The following is a 23,420-nucleotide window of genomic DNA, read 5'->3' on the forward strand; positions in this document are numbered from 1 at the left end:
ATAGGCGCAAAGTAAACCAAATGACCCGTTTTGGTTGTTGCCCACCATAACAAAGATTCCCTAAGACAGGCACGTGAAAGTAAGATCGCTTAAACAAGACAAATACAACGTTATCACGCTGGGTTGCTCCAAGAACCTGGTAGACTCTGAGGTGCTCATGGGCCAGTTGCGCGCCAATGACCGCGAGGTGGTGCACGACTCAGAGAAAGATGACGCCAACATCATTATCGTGAATACCTGCGGCTTCATTGACAATGCCAAGCAGGAATCCATAGACACCATTCTGCGCTACGCCGATGCCAAAGAAGCAGGCGCCATTGATAAACTCTACGTGACCGGTTGCCTTTCGCAGCGCTACAAAGACTCCCTGGAGGCCGAGATTCCGCAGGTAGATGCCTATTTCGGGACGTTGGAGTTGCCGCAGCTCCTGAAAACCCTGGAAGCCGATTACAAGCACGAACTCATCGGGGAGCGTCTGCTTACCACGCCTAAGCACTACGCTTACTTCAAGATCGCCGAGGGCTGTAACCGTCCGTGCTCGTTCTGCGCCATCCCGTTGATGCGCGGCAAGCACGTAGATCGTCCTATTGACAGCCTGGTGAAAGAAGCCACCCGTCTGGCTAACATGGGCACCAAAGAATTGATTTTGATCGCGCAGGATTTAACTTACTATGGTCTGCAGCACTACGGTGAGCGCAAACTGGCCGAGCTGTTACAACGCCTGTCAGACGTGAACGGCATTGAGTGGATCAGGATGCAGTACGCCTATCCAAGCCAGTTCCCGATGGATGCGCTGGATGTGATGGTAGAGCGCGAGAACATCTGCAAGTACCTGGACATGCCGCTGCAGCACATCTCAGACAACATGCTCAAGACCATGCGCCGCGGTATCTCCAAGCGCCGTACCCTGGAACTGGTTGACACCATCCGCCAGCGCGTACCGGACATTGCCTTGAGAACCACGTTGATCGCCGGTCACCCCGGTGAGACGCAGCAGGACTTTGAGGAAATGTACCGTTGGGTAGAGGAAACCCGTTTTGACCGTTTGGGCATCTTTACCTACAGCCATGAAGAAAACACCCACTCGCACACCTTAGTAGACAATGTGCCCGATGAGGTGAAACAAGAGCGCGCCGATGCCATCATGGAACTGCAGCAAGGCATTTCCATGGAGATGAACGAGGAGAAAGTAGGCAACACCTATAAAGTATTGTTTGACCGTAAAGAGAGCGGTTACTTCGTGGGCCGCACCCAGTACGATTCTCCGGAGGTAGACAATGAAGTGTTGGTACCCGCCGATAGCACCTACGTGCGCCTGGGAGACTTCGCCCAAGTAAAAATCACCGATTCTTCAGACTTTGACCTGTACGGCGAGGTGGTTACAAATAACTACGCACCGGCAGAGAAAGAAGCTTCCGCGCATTTACCGTCTGTTTCTTAAGAAATACCTCTAAAAGGAGGCAGCAGACCTCACAGGTTTTCAAAACCTGTGAGGTCTTTTTGTTTTATAGCATTAGGCACAGACGCTCGCAGGACCTCCGGACGCTGCGAGGTCTTTTGAGCAAACGATTTGGCGTTGGCAGACTAAAACTCCCCTCCTGATTTAGAAGGGGTACCCAAAGGACGGGATGGTGAATTTGTTTTTACCCTCATTCCAAAAAATCCGCCCCAAAACGCGGTTAGATCCCGCAGTTTCCTGCAAGACACCATCCCCCAGGAACTCAGGGCCGTACTACGGGTATTATTCTGAAAATAGATTTTACCTTTGCACGGCGTGCGCGCTTAACGCTGGCATGCCCTTACTATGAAAGTTTCCTGTATTGACTATAGCGCCACCGGTGCCTTTTCCTCGCTTGTGCTGGACTATCTGCGGAAGGATGCCAAACTCCGGCCGTTTTACGCCCATTTTCCTGAAATCAGCTCGTTTCCGGCCCTTATCCAGGAGCGGGATTTCCCGGCGGAGCGGCGGCAGGTGCTGGTGGAGGAACTGAACAGGCAATACCAGGGCGTGGAAGTGACAGAGGCGGTGCAGGCCAATATTGCGGCGCTCGCCGATGCCCGGACTTTTACCATTACCACGGGGCACCAATTGAACCTGTTCACCGGACCGCTGTATTTCATCTACAAGATTGTCACGGCCATCAACGCCGCGCGTGAACTGCAGAAAGCCTACCCAGACCAGAAGTTTGTGCCCGTGTACTGGATGGCCACCGAGGACCACGACTTCGCCGAGGTGAACCATTTCACGCTTTTCGGGAAGCAGTATGCCTGGGAGAGTGATGCCAAAGGTGCCGTGGGCCGTTTCTCCACCGATGGTCTGAATGAGCTGCTGGACGAGATGCCGGAGAGCTATCCGTTGTTTGAGCAGGCCTACACCGGCAGCGCTACCCTAGCCGAGGCCATGCGCCAGATCGTGAACGGTTTGTTTGGGGATTACGGTGTGGTGTGCGTAGACGGAGATAGCCGCACCCTGAAGCAGGCGTTCAGCCCCATCGCGCAGCGCGAACTCACCGAGCAGGTAGGATATAAAGCCGTCACCAAAACCAACGCGGCGCTGGAGCAGCACTACAAACCACAGGTGATGGTGCGCGAGATCAACCTGTTTTACCTTGACCAGAACCTGCGTGAGCGCATTGTGCAGGAAGATGGCCTCTACAAAGTCCTGAACACCGACCTGGCTTTCACCCGCGAGCAGATTCTGGCCTTAACCCAGGAGCAGCCCGAGAAATTCAGCCCTAACGTAGTGTTGCGGCCCCTTTACCAGGAGTTGGTGCTGCCCAATCTGGCGTACATTGGGGGTGGGGCCGAGGTGGCATACTGGTTCCAGTTGAAAGGCACGTTTGAAGCCTATGGCGTGCCTTATCCGGCGGTGATGCTGCGCAACTCTGCCATGTATATCACCAAGCCCAATGCCCAGCGCATGGAGAAACTGGGTTTCACCGTGACGGAGATGTTCCGGGAGTTGCCTGAGCTAAAGAAACGCCTGGCCGAGCTGCTGAACCAGGAGGAGGTAAGTCTGCAACAACAGCGCGATGCCGTGGAAGAAGCCTTCCGGCAGATAGAGGAGCTGGCCCAATCCATTGACCCTACTTTGGTGAAGGCCGTGGGTGCCGAAACCCAGAAAGCACTGAACAGCTTCCAGATGTTGGAGAAAAAGCTGAACAAAGCCGTGGAAAATAAAAACGATACGGCCTATAACCAATTGGCCAACCTCAAGGAGAAGCTTTTCCCTACGGGTGTGCTGCAGGAGCGCGTAGACAACCTGCTCACCTACCAGACCAACAACCCCAACTTCATCCAGGAGCTGGTGGCCGCCTTTGAGCCGTTTTCCTACTGTTTTACCGTACTTCAGGAAGAATAGCCATGGCCCTGAAAGCTGATCTTAGAAAGGAGTATTCCCAGCGGCGCATGCAGTTCACGGCCGAAGAAGTAGAAGTCTGCAGCGCGCGCATCGCGGAGCGTTTTCTGGCCGAATTTGCGCCTAAGCCGGGGCAGACAGTGCATACTTTCCTGCCTATCAGGCATCAGCAGGAAATCAATACCTGGCACATTGTGCGGCAGCTGTGGCAACACAATGTACAGGTGGCGGTGCCCGTGGCCAACTCGAAGGACTTTTCCATGGCCCACTTCCTCATCACCCCCGATACCCAGCTGCAGGAAGGCAAGTGGGGCATTCCGGAGCCGGTAAACGCCCTGCCCATCCCCGAGTCTGAGATTGACATCGTGTTGGTTCCTTTGCTGGCGTTTGACCTTCAAGGCCACCGCGTGGGCTACGGCAAAGGTTACTATGACCGTTTTCTAGCCCTTTTGCCGCAAATGAGCCAAAAACTGGGCCTCTCCCTGGAGTCTCCCGTGGAGATTATTGATGATGTAAGTGCCACGGACCTTACCCTGGATGCCGTCATCACCCCCGGTCAGGTGTGGACCTTCAAGTCGTCAGACTCCCAGGACCAATAATCCTCCTACTACCTTACTCTTTCTGTACAACTACTTTCCTGGAGACCTGGAAGGCAGGCGTTACTATCTGCAATAGATACATGCCCGCAGCCAGATGATGGGTGGCTACCCTAATTTTGGTGCTTCCGCTGCCAAGGTTCTGCGTCGTTTCCCAGAGTTTATCGCCTTGCAGGTTCACCAGGGTAACGGTGGCCCTCATGGGCGCTGGTACCTCAATGGTAAGCAGCGTGCTTTTCTGCGCCGGCATAGGTGCCACGCTTACCTGGTGACCCTCCGGCAGGTTGTCGCCGGCGCCCAGCGGATCATGGTAAGTCATCTTGAAGATGGTGCCGCTTTGGTCATCAGAGACCAGCAGGTTGCCTTGTAAGTCAATGGCTACATCCACAGGTCGGGCCCAAGCGCTGGTGGAGTCCTCGTTCAGGATGTGGTCTATAAGGGAAACCTGCAGGCCGGGTTTCTGGGTGGCTGCGTTCCATGGGAAATAAATCACTTTGTAGCCGGTTTTCTTCGTGCGGTTCCAGGAGCCGTGCAGGGCAATGATGGCGCCGTTGTTGTACGGGGCAGCCAATCCGGTTCCCTGAGTGAAGATGAAACCCAGCGGGGCGGAGTGGGCGGCTATCCCTTTGGAGATCCGGTCCATGTTGTCGCAGTTGACGGTGCTGTTTTTGTTCAGCTCATAATCCGGAGCGAAGGGCATGTTGTCCGGGCCTTCCGCAAAGGTGGGGTTACAGAAAGGCCAGCCGTAGTTTCCGCCGTCACGCACTTTGGTGAATTCCTCCGGCGGGTTGTTGTCTACGTAGCTGGGGATGATCTTGCCATAGTTGCCGGTGGCATCATTGAAGGGGTAACGGATCTGGTCGCGGTTGTTCACGGTCACCCAGAGTTCATCAGTGCCCGGGATAAAAGCCAGCCCCTCAGCGTTGCGGAGGCCCTGGGCGAAAAGCCGTCGGTTTTTCCCCTGGGCATCATACACGTAAATGGCTCCCCTGATGGGATCGCTCTGGGTATCTGAAAGGCAGGCGTTGCAGGTAGAGGCAATAGACACGTACAAGTTGTGGTTCCGGTCCAGGGCGATGTTCTTCAGTTCGTGGCCGTAGTTGCCGTTCAGCTCAGGAAGGCTCGCATCTGGCAGGTTGTCTACAATGACCTCGCGGTTTCGCCCCGGTAAATCCCCGTTTTGGTAAGTATAGCGGCTTACCTTGTTCTTCTCCGATACATACAGATAGGTGGTACCGTTGATCTCGTGGAAAACCAAGTCATGGGGTCGGGCGAGCCCGCTCACGAAGTCAGTTACCTGGGGATCGCCGGTGGCATTGGGTCGCACCAGCTTCACCCGACCTTGTCCCGGTACCGATACCAGCAAATCACCGTTGGGCGCAATGGCCATGAACCGGGCGCCGGAGATTCGGGTGTAGACGGCCAGAGAGAAGTTCCTGGGCAAGGAAACAAAGCGGTCTGTGTTGAAAGGCGAGCTGCGCATGCCCTGGGGCACCGTTACTTTTACCCGTTCTGTGGCACCGGGCGGATTGGTCTGGGCCCAGCCGCAAGTAGCCCATAGCAAGAGTAGCAATAGCATGTAGCAGTTTCTCATAACTTCCTCTTTTACTGATGCCTTATATAACGATTAACCGCAAAAAACAGCGAAAGGAAATTTGGGAATACTAAGACAAAGCAGATCACGGGGCTAAATTGTATTAGTGTTTTTCTATATATTTTCGTGTTTATGCAACGAATCTGATGATAGGTGAATCTTACTTGTGCGCCTGCTGCAAATCCTATGAAAAAATCATTCTACTCCCTTGTTCTCCTTTTATTGCTCCTGCCTGGCCTCAGCCAGGGCCAGAGCCTCTCTGTGGCAACAGATTCCGGTCGGTCTATCGCTTCTGTTGATTCTGGCTCTGGGAGAACCACTACCATCCTGCGCCTCTCTCGGCCAAGTGAGTCTTTGTTGGCTTACGGCGCCGGAAAAGGCACTTTTACTCCATCTTTTGATCGGAGAATCTCCCTCAGGCAAGAGGTGAAAGAAAAGAAGGAAAGTAAAGTGGTTATGTTCCTGGTAGGCGAGGCCGTGGTAGGTTTGGTGAGTTCCATCGGGTTTGCCAAAAACGGGGCCTATTGGTCGGCGGCAGGCTTGCACGTGATGTCACTGGCTGCCTTCAACGGGGGAAAAGCCCCGGAAAATGACGAAACGGGCTGGGCTACCTTCGGGATGATGAATGCCTTGGCAGCGCACCATTACTTTGTGAAACCAACCTCAGGGGCACCTGTTTTCTGGCGCAATTTCATAGGTGTCAATGCTGTGCTGCTAACCTCCCATTTGATGGACAAAGTCATCAGCAGAAAAAAGGCCAAAGCTCCTACGAACTTCCAGGACTGAGTTCCTTAGACCTATATTATTGAAAGTGTAGAGAACCTTTCCTGATTCTTAAGAAAAGGAAAAAATAAGCCTGCCTTTTAAGCTCGATTTCTGAAAATCAGGCTTAAAAGGCAGGCTTATTTTTTGAACCATATTCATCTGGGTAAGGCTTGTTGAAATCATCCACAGCATTATGATTTTAATTTTTTTATAAAAAGAGGAGATCGTTTCCTTCTTTTATTATAAAAGCCTCAGTGCCTTTTAAAAAAGTATAGATTTTTTGGTCATACTTTAGGAGATATTTGATTTTATATATATTATCCATTCTTAATTCCAGAGGCACCAACAAACCTTTCATAAACTTTATTCTCACCTACTAAACCAAACTAAAACATGAAGAGAACACTACTTCTTTTACTGGCGCTACTCTCCTCGCTGGGCATGGTCTATGCGCAGCAGCGGGAAATAAGCGGCAAAGTAACCGCCTCAGACGACGGTAGCGGCCTGCCCGGCGTCAGTGTGGTGGTCAAAGGCACCACCAACGGAACCTCCACCGATGCCAATGGGGATTTCAGAATCAGGGTAGCGGATGACAACGCTGTACTGGTGCTTAGCTACCTGGGCTACCTCACTCGCGAAGTACCGGTATCGGGGCAATCTTCGTTCAATATTTCTCTGTCTCCTGATGCCAAGGCCTTGGATGAAGTGGTGGTAACCGCTTTAGGCATCCAGCGCAGTGAGCGCTCCTTAGGTTATTCTACCCAGGAGGTGAAAGGAGAAAACCTGACCTATACCAAGGAGCAGAACGTGTTGGGTTCTCTGGCCGGGAAAGTGGCCGGGGTGCAGGTAGTGGGTTCCTCCGGATCAAGCATGGGTGGTACCCAGAAAATCAAAATCAGAGGTGTGAACTCTATCCAAGGCACCGGTGAGCCGTTGATTGTGGTAGACGGAACTCCTATCTCAAACGCCAACTTTGCCGGCAGTGACCGTGCAGACTACGGTAACCTGGGCCAGGACATCAATCCAGAGGATATTGAGTCTATCAACGTGTTAAAAGGTCCGCCGGCTTCGGCATTGTACGGCATCAGAGGACAATACGGCGTGTTGATGATTACTACCAAGAAAGGTAAGAAAGGAGCTAAAAAGGTAGCGGTGCAGTTGAATTCCGCTTTCTCGGTGGAGAAGGCTGGTAATTTCATGCCATTGCAGAACCTGTACGGCGGCGGATCCAGCCAAACCTGGAGAACCCTGCCCAACGGCGATAAATACGTGGACATGAGCATTGACGAAAGCTGGGGACCCAAGATGGACGGCACCCTGGTGCGCCAGGTGTTCAGCTTTTACCCACAGGATCCGGAGTATAGGCAACTGACCCCATTTGTAGCCCACCCAGATAATATTGAGGATTTCTATGAAACCGGGTCCAATCTTAATAACGGCGTGAGTGTTTCCGGCGGAAACGAGAATACTTCCTTCCGGTTAAGTTTCAACGATACCAGAATTCAGGGTGTGGAGCCAAACACCTGGCTTAGAAGAAACAACCTGGGTTTAAGCGCTGCTTTGGACTTAACCAAAAAAGTGACGCTCTCCACCAACATCAACTACGCCACCAACAGCGCCCAGCGTCCTTCGCAGGGGTCTGAGTGGGGAGCCCGGTACATGGTGCAGTGGTTCCAGCGCAACATTGACATGGAGCGTATGAAAAACTACCGTTATCCGGATGGATCCATTCTGCAGTGGAACCTGAGCCGGCCTAACACTACTACCGGCGAGATCACTAACCTGCGGGGCCTGTACTGGGATAACCCGTATTTTGATGCGTATGAGAACACCAGTAATGACAGCAGAGACCGGTTCTTTGGAGACGTAGGTTTGTCCTGGCAGGTATTGCCTTCTCTGAAGCTGAGCGGTTTTGTGCGGTCAGATATGTTCACCCAGAACATTGAGACGCGTGTCGCATTCGGAGGCAGAAGAATTCCCGGTTACTCTGTGGGCAAGTACCAGAACCGCGAGAACAACTATGAGTTCTTGGCCCAATACACCAAAGAGTGGGGTGATTTCTCGCTGAACGCAAACGTAGGTACCAACATCTTTGATCGGAAGTACACCTACGTATCACAAGCCACCGTGGGCGGACTTTCCAGCCCGAACTACTACAACATTGCGGCTTCCATTGACCGTCCGGCTGTTTCCTCTTACCTTTTGGAAAAACAGATCAGAAGCGGGTTCGGGATGCTGTCTTTGGGTTACAAAGACACCTACTTCCTGGATGCCTCTATCAGAAACGATAATTCCTCGGCCTTACCGGAGAAGAACAACTCGTACTGGTATCCTTCGGTTTCCGGATCTATGGTGTTCAGTGAGTTGATCGGCTGGAACCCGCTTTCCTTTGGTAAGGTGCGGTTGAGCTACGCCCAGGCCGGCGCTGACCTGGATGTGTTCAGAACCTCTTACAACTACGGGGTAGGCGGCATCTATGGCTCCACTAACACCTTGTTTATTCCAGACAACCTGAATAACCCAGACATTAAGCCCTCTTTCGCACATTCTTATGAAGCTGGTATGGACCTCAAGTTCCTGCAAGGCAGATTGGGCATGGCGTTCACGTATTATGTGCAACGGAATAAAAACCAGATCCTGAACCTGGACGTGTCTGGCACCAGCGGTTACGGTTCTACCGTGATCAACGCCGGCTTGATTGAAAACAAAGGGATTGAGCTTTCCTTAACCGCCACCCCTTTACAGTCAGATAAATTCACCTGGGATGCTACGTTTAACCTGAACCGCAACCGGAGCATGGTGAAAGAGCTTTACCCTGGCACCAATGTCTATACCTATGACAACACCACTTACTCTGGCGTTACCTCTTACCTGAACTCGTACGTGGGTAAGTCTTTCGGTAGCCTGATTGGCAAAGCATATCAGCGTGATGAGGCCACCGGTAAAATCTTGCTGGGCGCTAATAACCTACCCCTGTACACCGAGAGCACCCATGACTTCGGCAGTGTGCTGCCTGATTTAACGGGTGGTTTCCAAAACTCCTTCAAAATCTGGAAAGTGGAATTGGGCGCCATGATTGACTACCAGATTGGCGGACAGTTCTTCAGCCGCTCCAGAATGCTGGCCGTGAAAACAGGGATGGCCCCGGAAACCGCTGCCCTCAACGAGAACGGCAAAAACGTGCGTGACGTCGTGTCTGAAGGCGGAGGGGTGAAAGTAAACGGGATTTATGGTCCGGGTGTGAAGATCAACGGCGTAGACGTGAGCGGTCAGGAATTCAACGGCTTTGTAGACGCCCGTGCCTACTATAGAACCACCTTGGGTACCCACGTGTACGAAGAATGGATTTACGATGCCTCTTACGTGAAACTGAGAGAACTGCGCCTGGGCTATACTTTTGAGAAAGCTATGCTCAGCAAACTGCCTTTTGAGAGAGTAGGCATCGCTTTTATCTCCCGTAACGTGGCGCAGTTGTGGCAGAAAGCACCTAAAGGCTTGGATCCGTCAGAACTCTCTACCGGTGGCCAGTCTATCAGCTGGTATGAGTCTGGTCAGTCTAACACGGTGCGTTCCTATGGAGTTAATCTCAACATCACCTTTTAAGAAGAAACAGCATGAAGAAGATTTATATAGTACTGCTCTCTTGTTTTCTTTTGGGGAGCTGCAATGACTTTGGAGACATGAACGTGAATCCAAACCTGCCCGTAGTGGCTTCCAATACCCAGCTGATTGCCAACGCGGCACTTTCCCTGCCAGGACTGAGCGCGTCTCCGCAGGGAGAATACTATGCCCAGTACCTGTCAGAGACCCAGTACCCCAACCTGTCTCTCTACACCCAGGTAAGCTCCAGTTTCTATGGCCTCTACCAAGGCCCGTTGATGAACCTGGAATCTGTGCTAAAGTCCCAGAACCTGGATGTGAAAGAAGGACCTATCGTGAACCAACTGGCGGTGGCCAAAATCCTGAAAGCCTATTTCATGTGGCACATCACAGACAGATGGGGAGACGTGCCGTACTCAGAGGCCCTGCAAGGCAAAGAAAACCTTACGCCTAAATACGATACCCAAGAATCTATCTACAACAACCTGTTCTTGCTTTTAGATGAGGCTGACAAAAGCATAGTAGCCGGGAACATCACCAATGACATCATTTATGGCGGTGATATGACCAAGTGGAAAAAACTGGGTAACTCCATCAGGTTACTCATGGCCTTGCGTCTATCTAAGGTGAACCCAACCAAAGGGAGCGAGGAGTTCAATAAGGCTTTGACCGCTGGCATCATGACGTCTAACAATGATAACCTGGTGTTCAAGCACCTGCCAGATGCAAACAACCAAAATTACTGGTACGGGCAGGTCTTCACTCAGAACAGGAAATGGTGGGCTTTGAGCAATACCTTGGTAGACAAAATGAAGCCGGTAGAAGACCCAAGGCTGGCGGTTTACGGTGATAAAAACTCGGCCGGTCAGTACGTAGGGCAGGAGTTCGGGAAAACGGAGAACCTAAGCACCACGGCGGTATCCTTGCTGGGAACTGCTATCTGGAAACAGGATGCCAGCATTCACCTGGTGACGTACGCCCAACTGTTGTTTGCCAAAGCCGAAGCCGCTAAACTAGGCTGGATTGCCGGTGGCGACACCGAAGCTAAAACCAACTATGACCTGGCCATCCGGAATTCGGTGATTCAGTGGACCGTTAGCCCAACTTTTTCCGAAGCATCTGCCATTGCCGCAGCCAATGCTTTGTTAACCAAACCAGATGTGCAGTATGACCCCGCAACGGCGTTGGAGCAGATTGCCGAGCAACGTTGGGTGCATTTGTACATGCACGGGTTTGAGGCCTGGGCCGAGTGGAGAAGGACCGGCTACCCCAATGAGCTGATCAGCCCCGGCGGAACGGCCATCCCTACAAGACAAGGCTATGCCACCACTGAGCTGTTCACGAACGAAGCTAACTACAAGGAGGCAGTACAGCGCCAATTTGGGGGCACTGATGGCCTGTACGGCAAAGTTTGGTGGGACAAAGACTAACCCCACGTAAAAGCACAAAAGAAAAAGGCCGGTAGTTTACCGACCTTTTTTGTGAAATCAGGTCAAAAAAAGGAAACGCTGTTAGGGAGTTAATTACTGCTCCTCAAAGAAATTGAGCAAAGCGCCAGCGTAGGCATCGTTCCAGCCTTCCACCAGTTCATCATAGGCCTCGTCTGGGATGTTGGTCTGCTTTACCTCCATGGAGCAGCCCTGCTTGTGCGGGTGCAGTTTGATGGTCACGATGGAATCCTCGGGCTCGCCTTCAAAATACCATTGCTGCACCAGTTTCTTGTTTTCCTCAAACTCCAGGTTCTTGCCCACAATGCTGCCTTCCCAGAGCGAGAACTCCGATCCGGGTTCCGTGGACATCTCGGCGGTTTCGCCGGTCCAGATCTCCAGCGTAATGGGGTTGGTGAGGGCTATATACACTTCTTCCGGCGTGGCCGGCAGCAGGTAATATTTCTTGAAGTCTTTCATAGAATAAACAGTTGCGCGAAGGTAAAAGCTACGGCAGGTTCCTGGTGCTGCCGCCGGTTACTTTATTTCAGTGATATCTCCCTGCGGCGAAATCTTGAAGCGTTTGCGGGTGACGGTGAGCTTTCTGGTGTTGGGCACCTCGTTGTACGCTGCATCAAATTGCCACCGGGTGGTGCTGTCCAGGTGCTCAATGGTGAAGTCCTTCTGGATGGTGAATTGCTCGCTGTGTTTAAAGCCGGGCTCCTCGCCGCAGGGGTTGAATTTCAAATCCTGTTCATCTAGCTGGGTTCCCTCCTGGTTATAAGTCCTGATCCTGGGCACGGTTTCATCTGACGGGAAGAGCACCAGGAGGGCAGTCACGTCTTGGTTGATTGGCAACCGGCGGTAAGGAATCTCGTGCGGTTTAAGGTAACTGCCGGCCACCGTGGTGTCTAACCTGGCCCCGAAGGTGTATTCAAAAGAGCAGGTCGCCTTGAAAGGCAAAGTCAGCGCGGGTAGTTCCCCGGCGAAGCTGGTAAAAGAAACGCTAGGCGAAGCCGCTACCGCATCGGCAGACGGATTGGTCTCATATTGAACGGCATTTTCTCTGGAGCAGGAAGTAAACAGGCAAAGCAAAGTCAGCAAACCGAGGAGCAGTTTTTTCATAGATGCTTTATACGGAAAACAGTATATAAAAGGATTAGTGGCTAGTGGCATGTAGATATGAAACCCGTTTTTGCCTCCTTTTCCTGAAAAAAGCCCTGAAATATAGCGCCAGTTAAGAGTTGATTGATGGTCTTAGCCAACCATAACCAAAGATCCGATTAGGCCTATTGTCCCCTTTGAAGGCCTGGGATGACTACTTATGCAGAGAATGGCGTTCCTAAAATGTAGGGGCAATCCCTTGTGGTTGCCCTTGCGCATGGAGGGTAAATGCTCTTGGCAGAAGTTATCGGTTCTTCAAGCGGCCTTGTCATCCCCCTACCCCCTTCAAAGGGGGACGAAGAAGTGAACCACTCGTTATAGAAGCTGGGTTGAGAACTTTCGTGGAGATGGAAGAAAGCAGCTGATTTTCCTAAAGCCAGTGAAATAAAAAAAGCCGCAGTCTAAACAGGCTGCGGCTTTTGGTGCTAAGGTAATGAAGGGTTATTCTTCGTCTTCAGGTTGAGCGGTTCTGTTGGCTGAAGGTCTCTTGTTGTTCTGCTCGGCCTCTCTGTTCATTTCCATGATGTCTACCGGCTGAGAGAAGTCACCAAGGAGGTATTTAGAGAAGTAATCAGCGGTCATCCAGAAGGAGTACTCCGTCATGTCGCCGTAGCCATGGCGCTGACCCGGCATGATCACAAAATCAAAGCGTTTGTTGGCTTTGATGAGGGCATCGGCCATTCTGATGCTGTTGGCAGGGTGCACGTTGTTGTCCACATCGCCGTGGGTAAGCAGCAGGTGACCTTTCAGATTCTTGGCTAACTCCGGGTTCTTGTCGATGGTGTACTGGAAGGTGGTGTCGCCTTTGGCGGTAATCACTTCTTTCACGCCGTGGTGCTTCTCAGACCACCAGCGGTTATAGATGTTGTTCTCGTGGTTCCCGGCACCCGATACGGCCACCTTGAAGAAGTCTGGGTACACTAACATGGCGGCAGTAGACATGAACCCGCCACCAGAGTGACCGGTGATGCCCACGCGGTTGATATCAATGAATTTGTGTCTATCTGCCAGTTGCTCAACGGCGGCTTTCTTGTCAGCGAGACCGTAGTCACGCAGATTGCCGTAGCCGAAGGTGTGGTACCACTTGGAGCGGGCCGGGTGCCCACCACGGTTACCCACGGTAATCACAATGAAACCCATCTGCGCCAAACGGTCCATGCGGTCCATGCTGCGGCCGAAAGCTTTGTTCACGGCTTCGGTCTGCGGGCCTGGGTAGATGTACTCAATGATAGGGTACTTCTTGGTAGAGTCGAAGTCAAAAGGCTTGTACATTACTCCGTACAGATCGGTCACGCCGTCATCAGCCTTCACGATGAAAGGCTCAGGGAACTTGTAAGAGGTAGTCATGAGGCGAGACAGATCGGCTTTCTCCAGGTCCATCACTTTTTTGCCGTTGCTATCATACAGCGCAGAAACTGGTACGGTGTTCACGCGAGAGGCATTGTTCACGAAGAACTTGCGGCTGTCGTTCATGCTCACCTGGTGGTCAAAGTTGCCGCCGTTCAACAGTTTCAGGCCAGAGCCGTCAAAGTTCACGCGGTACAGGTGCAGGTAATACGGGTCTTCCTTGGCTTCGCGGCCGTTGGCGGTGAAATACAGGACGCGGGCCTTGTCATCAATACCCACGATCTCCTCGCAGTGGTAAGCGCCGGAAGTGATCTGGTTTTTCAGTTTGCCGTTGCCGTCATAAAGGTAGAAATGGCCCCAGCCATCGCGCTCAGACCAATGGATCAACTCACTTCCGCCGTTCACCAGTCCTACGCGGCTTACCTCTACATAAGTGTTGAAACGCTCGTCAATCAAAGGCTTTACGGTGCCCGATGGAACATCTAGAGAAAGCACGTCAATCTTCTTCAGGTCGCGGCTGGTGCGGGTGAAATAGACCTTGTTGTTGGTGCCGTGCCACAGGTTGGCGCGGAACTCGTCATCACGGGAGCTTTGCTTGGCGGGCGCTGGCCACACCGAAATCTCCTGGTCTTTGAAAGCCGCGGTATTGATTTTCTTGGCGGTTTTATCTGCGAAGTTGAACAACAGTAATTCTCTGATTGGCGCCTCTTTCTCGCCGGGCATCTGGTATTTGTAGGTTTCCAGCGCAGGGCGGCCGGTGGCGGTGTTGTGCAGTACCCAGAGGTCTTTCACCTTGCGGGCATCGGTGCGTGTCATAAGGAAGTACTTAGAATCCGGCGACCACATGATGAAAGCGGGCTTGCGGTTCTTTTTGTTCTTCTCGCGCTCCACGTTGGTTTCGCCCTGAGAGTCGCCGTAAGAGTAGTTTTCCACGCCATCGGTGGTGAACTTGGTTTCTACAATGGTAGAGTCCTTCTCATTTTTGAGGGCTTTCTCGTAGTTAGCGCGGTCCATCCAGTACAGGTTGTGCTCTTTGGCGAACACCACAAACTTCTGGTCTGGGGAGATGGAGGCCCACATAGGCTTACGTTTAGGCTTGTTGTAGTCCTTCAACTCGGTGAGTTTGCGGGTGGCCAGGTTGTACTGGAAGTAGAAGGTTTTCTTCTCCAGTGAGTCAGCGGCCTTTTTATCTAGGCGGTCTTTCTTTACCTGGTCAATGGTGCTCTTCACCTCAAACTGCACGTTCTTTTCGTCCTCGGTGAACTTGAGGTTCTCAATGGGCAGGTGCTGCGCATCGAACGGGTCACGTACGATAGTAGTGATGGCTGCAGCCAACTGGTCTGTGTTGAAGATGGCCTGCTTTGATTTGGTGGCCGGATCCACGATGTACCAGTTCTTGCCGTTGGAGGTCTCATACTGATACCAGAACCGATCGGTTTGCTTCAGCCAGTGCGGATCCAGGCTGGTGGTAAAAATAAGCTTCTCCAGCTTTTTTGGCGAGAAGCGGGAAGCCAGCTGGTAGTTGGCTTTCTGGGGTTGCCCCGTTTGGGCGAAAAGCCCCAGACTAGCCCCTAAGAAGAGGGCCAGCGTGTAAACAATTCTCATGTAAAGGGTTTTGTAGGTGTTTGGAAGCTTGAAGATACGAAACGGTCTTTGAATTTTTGGGCTGCCATTAGGTGCCAGTTAGTTAAAGTCATTTTAAATGCTTTTTCTTGGAAAGGGAAGCAGGGGTGTCTATCCTTCTAACCTCTCTTTCTCTGGTTCACGTCTGAGACTTGAACCTACCATGGCCTGCAGTTTGCAACTGCAGTGAGGCGTGAGCCTCAAAACCACTTTGGAGATATTACTTCCTACTTCCTTCCTTGCCAAGCCTCAAGGCTGCAGCCGCGGCCTGCGAGCGTTTGTCACTTTTCTCCTTGATGAGAAAAGTAACCAAAAGAATCAAGAAGCCTCAAACTCGCTGACGCTCGGACAGTGAGGCTTCAATCCAGTACCACCTTGCTAAAGCAATTTGTTGCATCGTTACCTTACGCCACTGCAATTTGAGAAGCCACTGCCTGCGCTCGTCGGAGGTTGGGTTACGCATGCGCCCAACCTCCGCCTCCCTGCATGTGCCTGCCTTGGCTCTAGAGCCGCTGCAATGCCTTTATCGTCCTCCGGACGGGAGAATAACACTAGAATTGCCTGTTATTATCTGTTTGGGAATGTAGAGACAAGGCATGCCTTGTCTCCCACGGGGCCACCTCAATAGCCAATTGCTACCAGAAATAACTGGCAACTGCTGTCAAGGGCACCCACAAGAGGTGCCCCTAGATTCCTTACCGTTCTCCTGCCAACCCACTTGCCGTTGTTCGTGTTATCACCAACAACCATGCGGCTCAGCTACCTACTTTAGGCTGCCAAGAATTGATGTTTGAAGCTCGATTTCAGAAAATCAGCCCCAGAACTTAGTTGGCTTTCACGCCGCGGGTCATTTCTCTTTTGCCGGGAGGGCCGGGGAGGGCTTCTACGGTGAAGCCGGCGGCTTTGAGGCTGCGTTTGAAGCTGCCTTTGGCGCAGTAGGTGACCAGGGTGCTGCCGGGCTTGAGGCAGTCGTGCATTTTCTGGAAGATGGCGTCGGTCCAGAGGTGGGGCTGCTTCTCCGGGGCGAAGGCATCGAAATAGATGAGGTCGTAGCTTTCCGGAGCGGGGGAGAAGGCTTCCAGATCGGTTTCCAGTTTGCGGAGGGTGAACTGTGGGGTAATGGTTACCGGCTGCTCCCAGGGGGTATTGTGCAGGGGCACGAAGAAATCCAGCAGCTCGGGGTTGAGGATGAATTTATCAAACTGCAGTTGGGCCACTACCTCGGGGGTAAGCGGGTATTTCTCCAGGGTGTCATACTCCACGGTAGCCTTGGTGGCCATGGTGTGTTGCAGCGTGAGCAAGGCGTTAAGACCTGTCCCGAACCCAACTTCCAGCAGTCGCACGGTAGACTGGCGTTCCAGGGTGGCCTCTAAACCCATTTTGATGAACACGTGCAAAGACTCCTGCAGTGCCCCGTGCACCGAGTGGTAATGCTCGTTCAGTTCCGGCACAAAAAGGGTGGTAGAGCCGTCTTTGGTTTGTCTTACTTCCAGGTTCATGAAGCAAATTACGGATTAGCAAGCAGGAATGCAGCGGAAATTAAGAATTAGAGGGTTTTAAGGCCGCTTTTGGTAAAACAACCTTAAAACAGAAAGACAGAAAGTGCACATAGATATCCTACGACTGCAGTTGGCCTAGACAGTTGTTTAACTGCTGTTTTTCAGAAAATAGGCGCAAAGCAAAGATTATACTCTCCTTGAAAGAAGGATGAATTAAGACTTTTGATGTTCTAAAAGGAAAACACACCAACCTGGAAATGCCCGGATCAGAAATTCCTGATTCTTAATTCCCCATTCCTAATTAATCAATGTAGCCTTCGTACTGAATGCTGCTCACTTTGCCTTTGGAGAGATGGAACCTGAGCCAGGAGTTGCGTTCCCAGTCGCAGACTTCCACCACGTTCTTGGTTTCTTTGATGAAGAGTTTGTAGCCCATGAGTTTTTGTAGCAGTTCCTGGCGGGTACAGCCTACCTTGATGCCGTTCTTCAGGGGTAGGTTAGGGCTCTTGATATCGGCGTAAGAAAGCATGAAACGCTTGGTGTACATAGGGTAGTACAGTTCCACGGTACTGGAGTCAAAGTTGAGCTGGAAGAGCGTGTCTATGTAGCGGGCGTTATGCTGGTTATGAATGGTGTCTTTCAGGACCTCAAACTTGGTGCGCACCTGGGCAGCGTACTGCTGCAGCACGGGCTCCTCAACGGGCAGGAAAGGGTTGGAGATAAATGCGGTGGCCTTGATGACCTCCGGATGCTCCTGTTCCAGCAGTTCTATGCGTTGATAGAACGCCTCCATACTGGCGGTGTTGTTGAAATTGGGGGCATAGGTGCTTTTGGGAGCTGTGGTCCTGGGCCTAGCTGCTGCCCTTGCCACCCGCGGCGTATCTGGTTCCTGGTTGCCCTGGCAGCCAGCTTGCACCCCTAGTGGGATTAAACACAAAAGCAAAATCAGCCGCCACATACCCAGGTTAGAAATGATAAGAAACTTAGTCAGAATTGTATTCTAATATACAAAAAACGATTTGCAAAGCTACACAGAAGCGCAAAAAAATAATCCTGCTTTCATGACCACTATACTCTTGGATACCCCTAAGCGTTGCGGGTTTTTTGGTATTTTTTCAAAGTCGGCCCATGTCATCCCGGCCGAAGGATGACCAGCGTATTGAGGTACCCACTTTATACTGGTATTACACCGTTTAAGAGCCGATTTTTCTTCTACAGCCCCTAAACAACTAGGTTCTGAAACGCCCCTGTGAAGGTGGCCGGCCGGAGTTCTGCGCCTCGGGGGTTTCATCAAAGGGAATTTCCCGCACTTCAATCCTGACGGAGTTATGGTTGGGGGTAACAGGTTGTCCGAAGTTATCGGCGTATTCCTGAGTGATCTCGGCCCCGAAGAAGATAATGAGCGAGGAGTAGTATACCCAGGAGAGCAGTACCACCAAGGAGCCCGCCGCGCCATAAGAGCTGTTGAAGTCGCTTCGGCCCAGATACCAGCCAATGAGGTATTTGCCTACCAGGAACAGGACTGCGGTGATAATGGCACCCACCCAGACATCACGCCAGCGGATGTGGGCATCTGGCAGGTATTTATAAATGAGGGCGAAAAGCAGCGAGATAAGCCCCAGTGACACCACCACATCCAGAATGTAGATGAAAACCACGGCTATGCCAGGTAGCAGTTTCTGCATGTAGTCGGTGAGAATGCCAATCATGGCGCTCACCACCAAACTCACCAGCAGCAGAAAAGCAACGCTCAGGATCATGCCCAAAGACAGGATGCGGTCTATGACCAGTTTCAGGATGCCGTTCTTGGCTTTGGTCTGCAGGTTCCACACTTGGTTCAATGACTCCTGCAGCGTCACGAAAATAGTGGTACCGGCAAAGATCAGCGTGCCTATGCCTATCCAGGTGCCCAGCGGACTGCTGCCCTCCATGTGCAGTTTGGAGATCATGTTCTGGATCTCTGTGGCGGCCTCTGACCCTACAATCCCTTTGATCTGGTTGTAAAGCTGACCGCTCACCGCCTCTTCCCCAAAGAAGTAGCCTGCCGACCGCACCACGATAAACAGAAGGGGCGGGAGGGAGAAGATGGTGTTGTAGGAGAGTGCCGCCGCCAGCCGCAGCGAGTTGTTCTTCATGAACTCAGAGGCGGAGTTCTTAACAAGATCAAGGATGCTTTTTGCGGTATATTTAGCCATTCAGTTCAGAATCAGGGATGAAATATCTGAAACTACGGCAACAAGCGCCTAATTGTTGATTTTTTGAAGGAATGAGCGATTTTGGGAATGAATGATGTATTGAATGAATGAGAGATTGAGTGATTGGAAATGGAAAGATGATTGATGGTGCTACCGGAGTAATCCAAGGTTGGCAGGTGCCACTTGTTTACTGGTAATTTGTTTTGGGCCTGTTTTTAGGAAATCATGCTCAATTCATCCTCCATTCAGACATCATTCAATCACTCATTGAAACCATCCCCCATTCAGACATTCACTCAATCTCTCAATCTCAATCTCTCAATCACTCATTGAAATGAAAGCGTGAGCTGCCCCGAGGCCAGGAAGTGCGTCTGCACGCCGGTGGGGGTCACGTACAGGGTATCCGGCTCCAGGGTGAAATCGGCGCCGCGGAGCAGGAATCTTTCCTGCAGTTGATTTTCCTTCAGGCCAGCTTGGAGGGCCTGGCGCAGGTTGGCTAGTTGGGATTTGACCGGGAACTCCATCTGCTTTTCCAGTTGGGCTTTGAACTTGTTCTGCAGGAGCCATTGGGCGGTGTTCACCAGTTTGTCCCTGGTCTGCAGGGTGTATTCCAGGTTCTGTACCTTTATGCTTTGGGTGGCGGGGTCATAGAACGGCGTAGCCTGCAGCCATACCTTGCCCTGGAACTTCTTCGTGAGGAAAGATGCCTTGGTCTGGCCGCTCACGTCCAAAGCCAGCAGCAATTGGGTGCCTTTCCCGCTGATGGCCACGTCATGGATGGTGAGCTGGTGTTTGCCCTCTTCAAAGCTGAACTTCTGGTTTTTCACTTCTTTCTCCAGTATCTGGTTGAGGTAAGCAAAAGAAACATCGCTGGCTATGTTGAGTTGGGCCACCTGGGGCAGCGTGCGGGTGGGAGTATAGTTAGGCAGCGCCACTAAAGTCTGGCTTGGTTTCTGGCCCGATAAAACCTTTAGGAAAGCATCTATGCCTACCTGCAGGCTTAGTTTGTTTTGCTGAAGCTCCAGCGGGGTGAGGCGCACGGCTTTGGGTTCCACGGAGAGCCAGGTGTTGTACTGGGCGTTCAAAAGTAACGGATCCTGCAGTTGGCGCCAGGCCTGGGCCAGGTAAGTGGGCAGGGGCACGCGCTTCTGTAGTTCCTGGTCCAGCAGCTGGAGCATAGGAGCGAGCTGGGCCTTGAGCTTGGGTTCTATGAATGGAGCCAGGTTCAACCGAAGCGGTCCTAAAGAAAGCGTGGGTTTGCGGGCGCCCCAGGCGAAATCTCCGCTGGTGTAGCTTTTCAGGTTGTAGTCGGGGAGGAGCTGCAGGCGGCTGTCGGTGCGTACGGTCACCTCAAATTCGGTCTCCTCAGTTTTCTGGATGTTTTTGCACAGCTCGCAGGCGTTCCACTGCCATCGGCCTTTGGCCCAGATCCTGAGCGGAACCTCCATAGACAGCTTGCTGAACTCAGAGCGCAGTTTCATGGGTCCGGCCTTGGTCACTTTCACCATAAGGTCATCGTCCTGCAGGTTATCGTCCTGGTAAATAACGCCGGTGAGTTCCTGGTTCAGAATACCTTCCAAGGCCGAGACTGGGATGGTGATGGGCAAGGTGATAGTGGAGAGCCGGGGTTCTGGCAGAGGCGGGGGAGAAACCTGGGCCTCGGGGGCCGGCACGTTAAGCGACGCTGACTTCTGGCAGGCGGGCAGTACGCAGACGCACAGCAGAACAATAAATAAAAAATGAAAAGAGCGCCCTCGCATGCCGTCTAAAATGTTGATGCCTTGGTAATAAGCCGATGTTGTTTTACGGCTGTTTTGGCAAAAGTAAGCATAAACCGCGTGATTATTGGGCCATCAGGAGCTGGTCAAGGAACTCGCGGACGTCTTCTTTAGAGGAAAGCAGGGCGCAGTTGCGCAGGGTGCCTTTGTGGTAAATGGCAAAGAAAGGCGTGCCGGTAAGTTTCACCTCCTTGCTGGAAACCGGGTTCTCAGAGGCGTCCATCTGCAGAAAGGTGATATCGCTGTACATGGGGTTCTCTGAGAATTCCTTGAAAGAGGGAGCCAGGGCTTTGCAGATAAGACAGTCTTTGTCTATGAATTTGACAATGACCCGGTCTTTCTCAAAGATAAGGGAGCGCAGTTCGTTATCGGAAGATATATGGATGGCCATCATGTAAAATGCATTCGTTAAACTATCGGTAACGTGGAAAACAGCCCTGAGTTGAGAGAAAATGCTGTTCTAGCCGCCCCAAAGGCCTGTTAGGGTTCTTTTTGCAGGAGCCATTCTTTTCTGGCAACAGGAGTTTGCCACAGTGCCTTGTCCAGTTCCTGGTCTGAGGAGAACTGCAGTTGGGTAAGGCAGCGGGCCTCCACGCACAGGTTCACCTGCTTCTCCCTGAAAGGCCACGGCGTTACCCGTACGGTGCCGTTCTTCAGCAGCGCCACCTCGTATTTCACCTGGTCCGGGCCGTTACTTACCTCCAGGGCGCGCTCCATTTCGGGCAGCTCATTGCGGCACAGAATAAGGGAAAGGCGGTCGCACCACTGCATGAAATCATAGGCATATTGCGCCTGGGCTTTCTTTACCTTGAGGCCCTGCCGCCATTTCTTCTGGCAGAGGAGCTGTTCATCCAGGAAAGCATCCCACTCTTTTTTCTGGCCGCGCAGTTCCTCGTATAGGAAAGACAGGTGCATGCTGGTGAGCAGGCTGCGCCACCGGCCCTGGAACCGGGCTTCTTTCATGACCTGCTGCGCCTGCTCCAGGCAAAAGGGCAGTTGCGTGAAGTTGGCGGGCGCGCCGGCCGGGGTGAGGGCGTAGCGGCCCGTGAGGTCCTGCTGACCGTCATCGTGCTGGGCGATGGCCGCCAGCGTCTGCATAAAATAAAGCGGCCGCTTCTCCGGTAGCCAGGCAAAACCTATCTCGGCGGCCAAAAGGGCGTGGGCCTGCTGGTAGATAATCTCCCAGCCTCTCTCATGGGGGTTAACAATCATAGCTTTATGGGTGGCCGGTTGCTACAGCCGGAAGCCGGAAAGTTGTACGGCGCAAAAGAGAGAGAGTGGGGCCGTTTAGGGCCAGTTTTCTGAAAAAGAGGGCAGAAACCAAAAATCCCTGCCAGTTTTCAGGTCGGCAGGGATTTTTGGGTAAGCTGGAGGCCAAAGCGGCTAAGGCTTAGTTGTTGATGCGTTTAAGGTGCAGGAGCATGTCATCGGTCATGGTGTGCAGGTCGTACTGCGGTTTCCAGCCCCAATCCTGGCGGGCGGCCAAGTCATCAATGCTCTGCGGCCAGGAATCTGCTATCTGTTGGCGCATGTCTGGCTCGTAGGTGATGGTAAAGTCTGGGTAGTGGCGCTGGATGCTGGATGCAATCTCCTGAGGGGTGAAGCTCATGGCTGCCAGGTTGTATGAGGATCGCACTTTCACCTGCTCGGCGGGCGCGTGCATGAGGTCCAGGGTGGCCTTGAGGGCGTCTGGCATGTACATCATGGGCAGGCGGGTGTGCTCGCTCAGGAAACACTTGTAGGTGTTGGTAGCCAAAGCCTGATGGTAGATATCCACGGCGTAGTCAGTGGTGCCGCCGCCGGGCAGGGCTTTGTAGCCGATGAGGCCGGGGTAACGCAGGCTGCGCACATCCAGACCGTATTTGTTGAAGTAGTACTCGCACCAACGCTCGCCGGCCTGCTTGCTGATGCCGTACACCGTGTTGGGATCCATGATGGTGTCCTGCGGCGTGTTCTGCCGCGGCGTATTGGGCCCGAACACCGCGATGGACGAAGGCCAGTACACTTTCTCCACTTTCTGCTCCAGCGCGAAGTCCAGCACATTGAAGAGGCCGTCCATATTCAGGCGCCAGGCAAACTTGGGGTTCTTCTCGCCCGTCGCTGATAAGATGGCCGCCAAGTGGTAAATCTGCTTGAACTTGTAGCGCGAGGCCAGCTCAGTAAGGTGCTGCGGGGTGAGCACGTCCACAATCTCAAAAGGCCCGGTCTCGCGCAGATCGGCTTGCTTGGGGTATTGGATATCGGCGGCTACTACGTTGGCATCGCCGTATAACTTTCTCAATTCAAGGGTGAGTTCAGAGCCTAGCTGGCCGCAGGCGCCTATCACTAAAATGGCATTTTTCTGTTTTGACATGCAAGTGCTGAATAGGAAAACAAATGTACGTTATTCAAGTGGCTCCAAAAAATAGGGAGAGTGGACAGGTTTTGTATCTTTGGTGAGTAAACGAGAAGGGCACCTGGCAAACTCCCTTACT

General features: G+C 52.4%; 17 protein-coding genes. 6 read left to right on the top strand and 11 right to left on the bottom strand.

The annotated features are described in order from the left end of the window. Positions 1-73 precede the first annotated feature (73 nt). The 3 genes from rimO (at position 74) to J3P35_RS04470 (ending at position 3,957) form a co-directional block, all read left to right on the top strand. Positions 74-1,441, top strand: coding sequence for a 30S ribosomal protein S12 methylthiotransferase RimO (gene rimO, locus J3P35_RS04460; RefSeq protein ID WP_210463157.1), 1,368 nt, complete (start codon positions 74-76; stop codon positions 1,439-1,441). Positions 1,442-1,804: 363 nt separating this feature from the next. Continuing rightward, positions 1,805-3,361: a bacillithiol biosynthesis cysteine-adding enzyme BshC gene (bshC, locus tag J3P35_RS04465; protein WP_210463158.1), complete on the top strand. Its 1,557-nt coding sequence runs from the start codon at positions 1,805-1,807 to the stop codon at positions 3,359-3,361. Between the two features lie 2 nt (positions 3,362-3,363). Next, positions 3,364-3,957 carry a 5-formyltetrahydrofolate cyclo-ligase gene (locus J3P35_RS04470; protein ID WP_210463159.1) on the top strand — a complete coding sequence of 198 codons (594 nt, stop codon included), beginning with the start codon at positions 3,364-3,366 and terminating at the stop codon, positions 3,955-3,957. Positions 3,958-3,970: 13 nt separating this feature from the next. On the opposite strand, the gene J3P35_RS04475 is transcribed toward J3P35_RS04470, so the two are convergent. Continuing rightward, positions 3,971-5,548 (bottom strand): T9SS type A sorting domain-containing protein, encoded by a 1,578-nt coding sequence (locus tag J3P35_RS04475; protein WP_210463160.1) that lies wholly within the window; start codon positions 5,546-5,548, stop codon positions 3,971-3,973. A gap of 186 nt (positions 5,549-5,734) precedes the next feature. On the opposite strand from J3P35_RS04475, the gene J3P35_RS04480 reads away from it, so the two are divergent. From J3P35_RS04480 to J3P35_RS04490, 3 genes are all read left to right on the top strand, one after another. Further along, positions 5,735-6,334: a hypothetical protein gene (locus tag J3P35_RS04480; protein WP_210463161.1), complete on the top strand. Its 600-nt coding sequence runs from the start codon at positions 5,735-5,737 to the stop codon at positions 6,332-6,334. A gap of 372 nt (positions 6,335-6,706) precedes the next feature. Then, positions 6,707-9,916 carry a SusC/RagA family TonB-linked outer membrane protein gene (locus J3P35_RS04485; protein WP_210463162.1) on the top strand — a complete coding sequence of 1,070 codons (3,210 nt, stop codon included), beginning with the start codon at positions 6,707-6,709 and terminating at the stop codon, positions 9,914-9,916. Between the two features lie 11 nt (positions 9,917-9,927). Further along, complete coding sequence (locus J3P35_RS04490; protein ID WP_210463163.1) at positions 9,928-11,343, top strand: SusD/RagB family nutrient-binding outer membrane lipoprotein; 1,416 nt, start codon at positions 9,928-9,930, stop codon at positions 11,341-11,343. A gap of 93 nt (positions 11,344-11,436) precedes the next feature. Here J3P35_RS04490 and J3P35_RS04495 read toward each other — a convergent pair whose 3' ends face one another. The 10 genes from J3P35_RS04495 to J3P35_RS04540 all read right to left on the bottom strand — a co-directional run bounded on the left by J3P35_RS04495 (position 11,437) and on the right by J3P35_RS04540 (position 23,299). After that, entirely contained in the window at positions 11,437-11,820 is a 384-nt protein-coding gene (locus J3P35_RS04495) for an SRPBCC domain-containing protein (protein ID WP_210463164.1), read from the bottom strand. Positions 11,821-11,877: 57 nt separating this feature from the next. Further along, positions 11,878-12,465, bottom strand: coding sequence for a hypothetical protein (locus tag J3P35_RS04500; RefSeq protein ID WP_210463165.1), 588 nt, complete (start codon positions 12,463-12,465; stop codon positions 11,878-11,880). 480 nt (positions 12,466-12,945) lie between these two features. Next, positions 12,946-15,456, bottom strand: a complete 2,511-nt coding sequence (locus J3P35_RS04505) for a S9 family peptidase (RefSeq protein WP_210463166.1) — start codon at positions 15,454-15,456, stop codon at positions 12,946-12,948. An 842-nt stretch (positions 15,457-16,298) separates the two neighbouring features. After that, positions 16,299-16,973, bottom strand: coding sequence for a tRNA (5-methylaminomethyl-2-thiouridine)(34)-methyltransferase MnmD (gene mnmD / locus J3P35_RS04510; protein ID WP_210463167.1), 675 nt, complete (start codon positions 16,971-16,973; stop codon positions 16,299-16,301). A 301-nt stretch (positions 16,974-17,274) separates the two neighbouring features. Further along, positions 17,275-17,931: a hypothetical protein gene (locus tag J3P35_RS04515; protein WP_210463168.1), complete on the bottom strand. Its 657-nt coding sequence runs from the start codon at positions 17,929-17,931 to the stop codon at positions 17,275-17,277. Positions 17,932-18,202: 271 nt separating this feature from the next. Then, a complete protein-coding gene (locus J3P35_RS04520; protein ID WP_210463169.1) occupies positions 18,203-19,168 on the bottom strand; it encodes a YihY/virulence factor BrkB family protein in 966 nt (321 codons plus the stop codon). A gap of 326 nt (positions 19,169-19,494) precedes the next feature. Further along, entirely contained in the window at positions 19,495-20,928 is a 1,434-nt protein-coding gene (locus J3P35_RS04525) for a DUF4403 family protein (RefSeq protein WP_210463170.1), read from the bottom strand. An 82-nt stretch (positions 20,929-21,010) separates the two neighbouring features. Further along, positions 21,011-21,340: a thioredoxin family protein gene (locus J3P35_RS04530; protein ID WP_246849949.1), complete on the bottom strand. Its 330-nt coding sequence runs from the start codon at positions 21,338-21,340 to the stop codon at positions 21,011-21,013. 86 nt (positions 21,341-21,426) lie between these two features. Next, on the bottom strand, positions 21,427-22,158 hold the full coding sequence (locus J3P35_RS04535; protein WP_210463171.1) for a DUF3891 family protein: 732 nt from the start codon (positions 22,156-22,158) through the stop codon (positions 21,427-21,429). 178 nt (positions 22,159-22,336) lie between these two features. Continuing rightward, positions 22,337-23,299, bottom strand: a complete 963-nt coding sequence (locus J3P35_RS04540; protein ID WP_210463172.1) for an NAD-dependent epimerase/dehydratase family protein — start codon at positions 23,297-23,299, stop codon at positions 22,337-22,339. Positions 23,300-23,420 lie beyond the last annotated feature (121 nt).

The organism is Rufibacter roseolus (genome assembly GCF_017916365.1).
Taxonomy (GTDB): domain Bacteria; phylum Bacteroidota; class Bacteroidia; order Cytophagales; family Hymenobacteraceae; genus Nibribacter; species Nibribacter roseolus.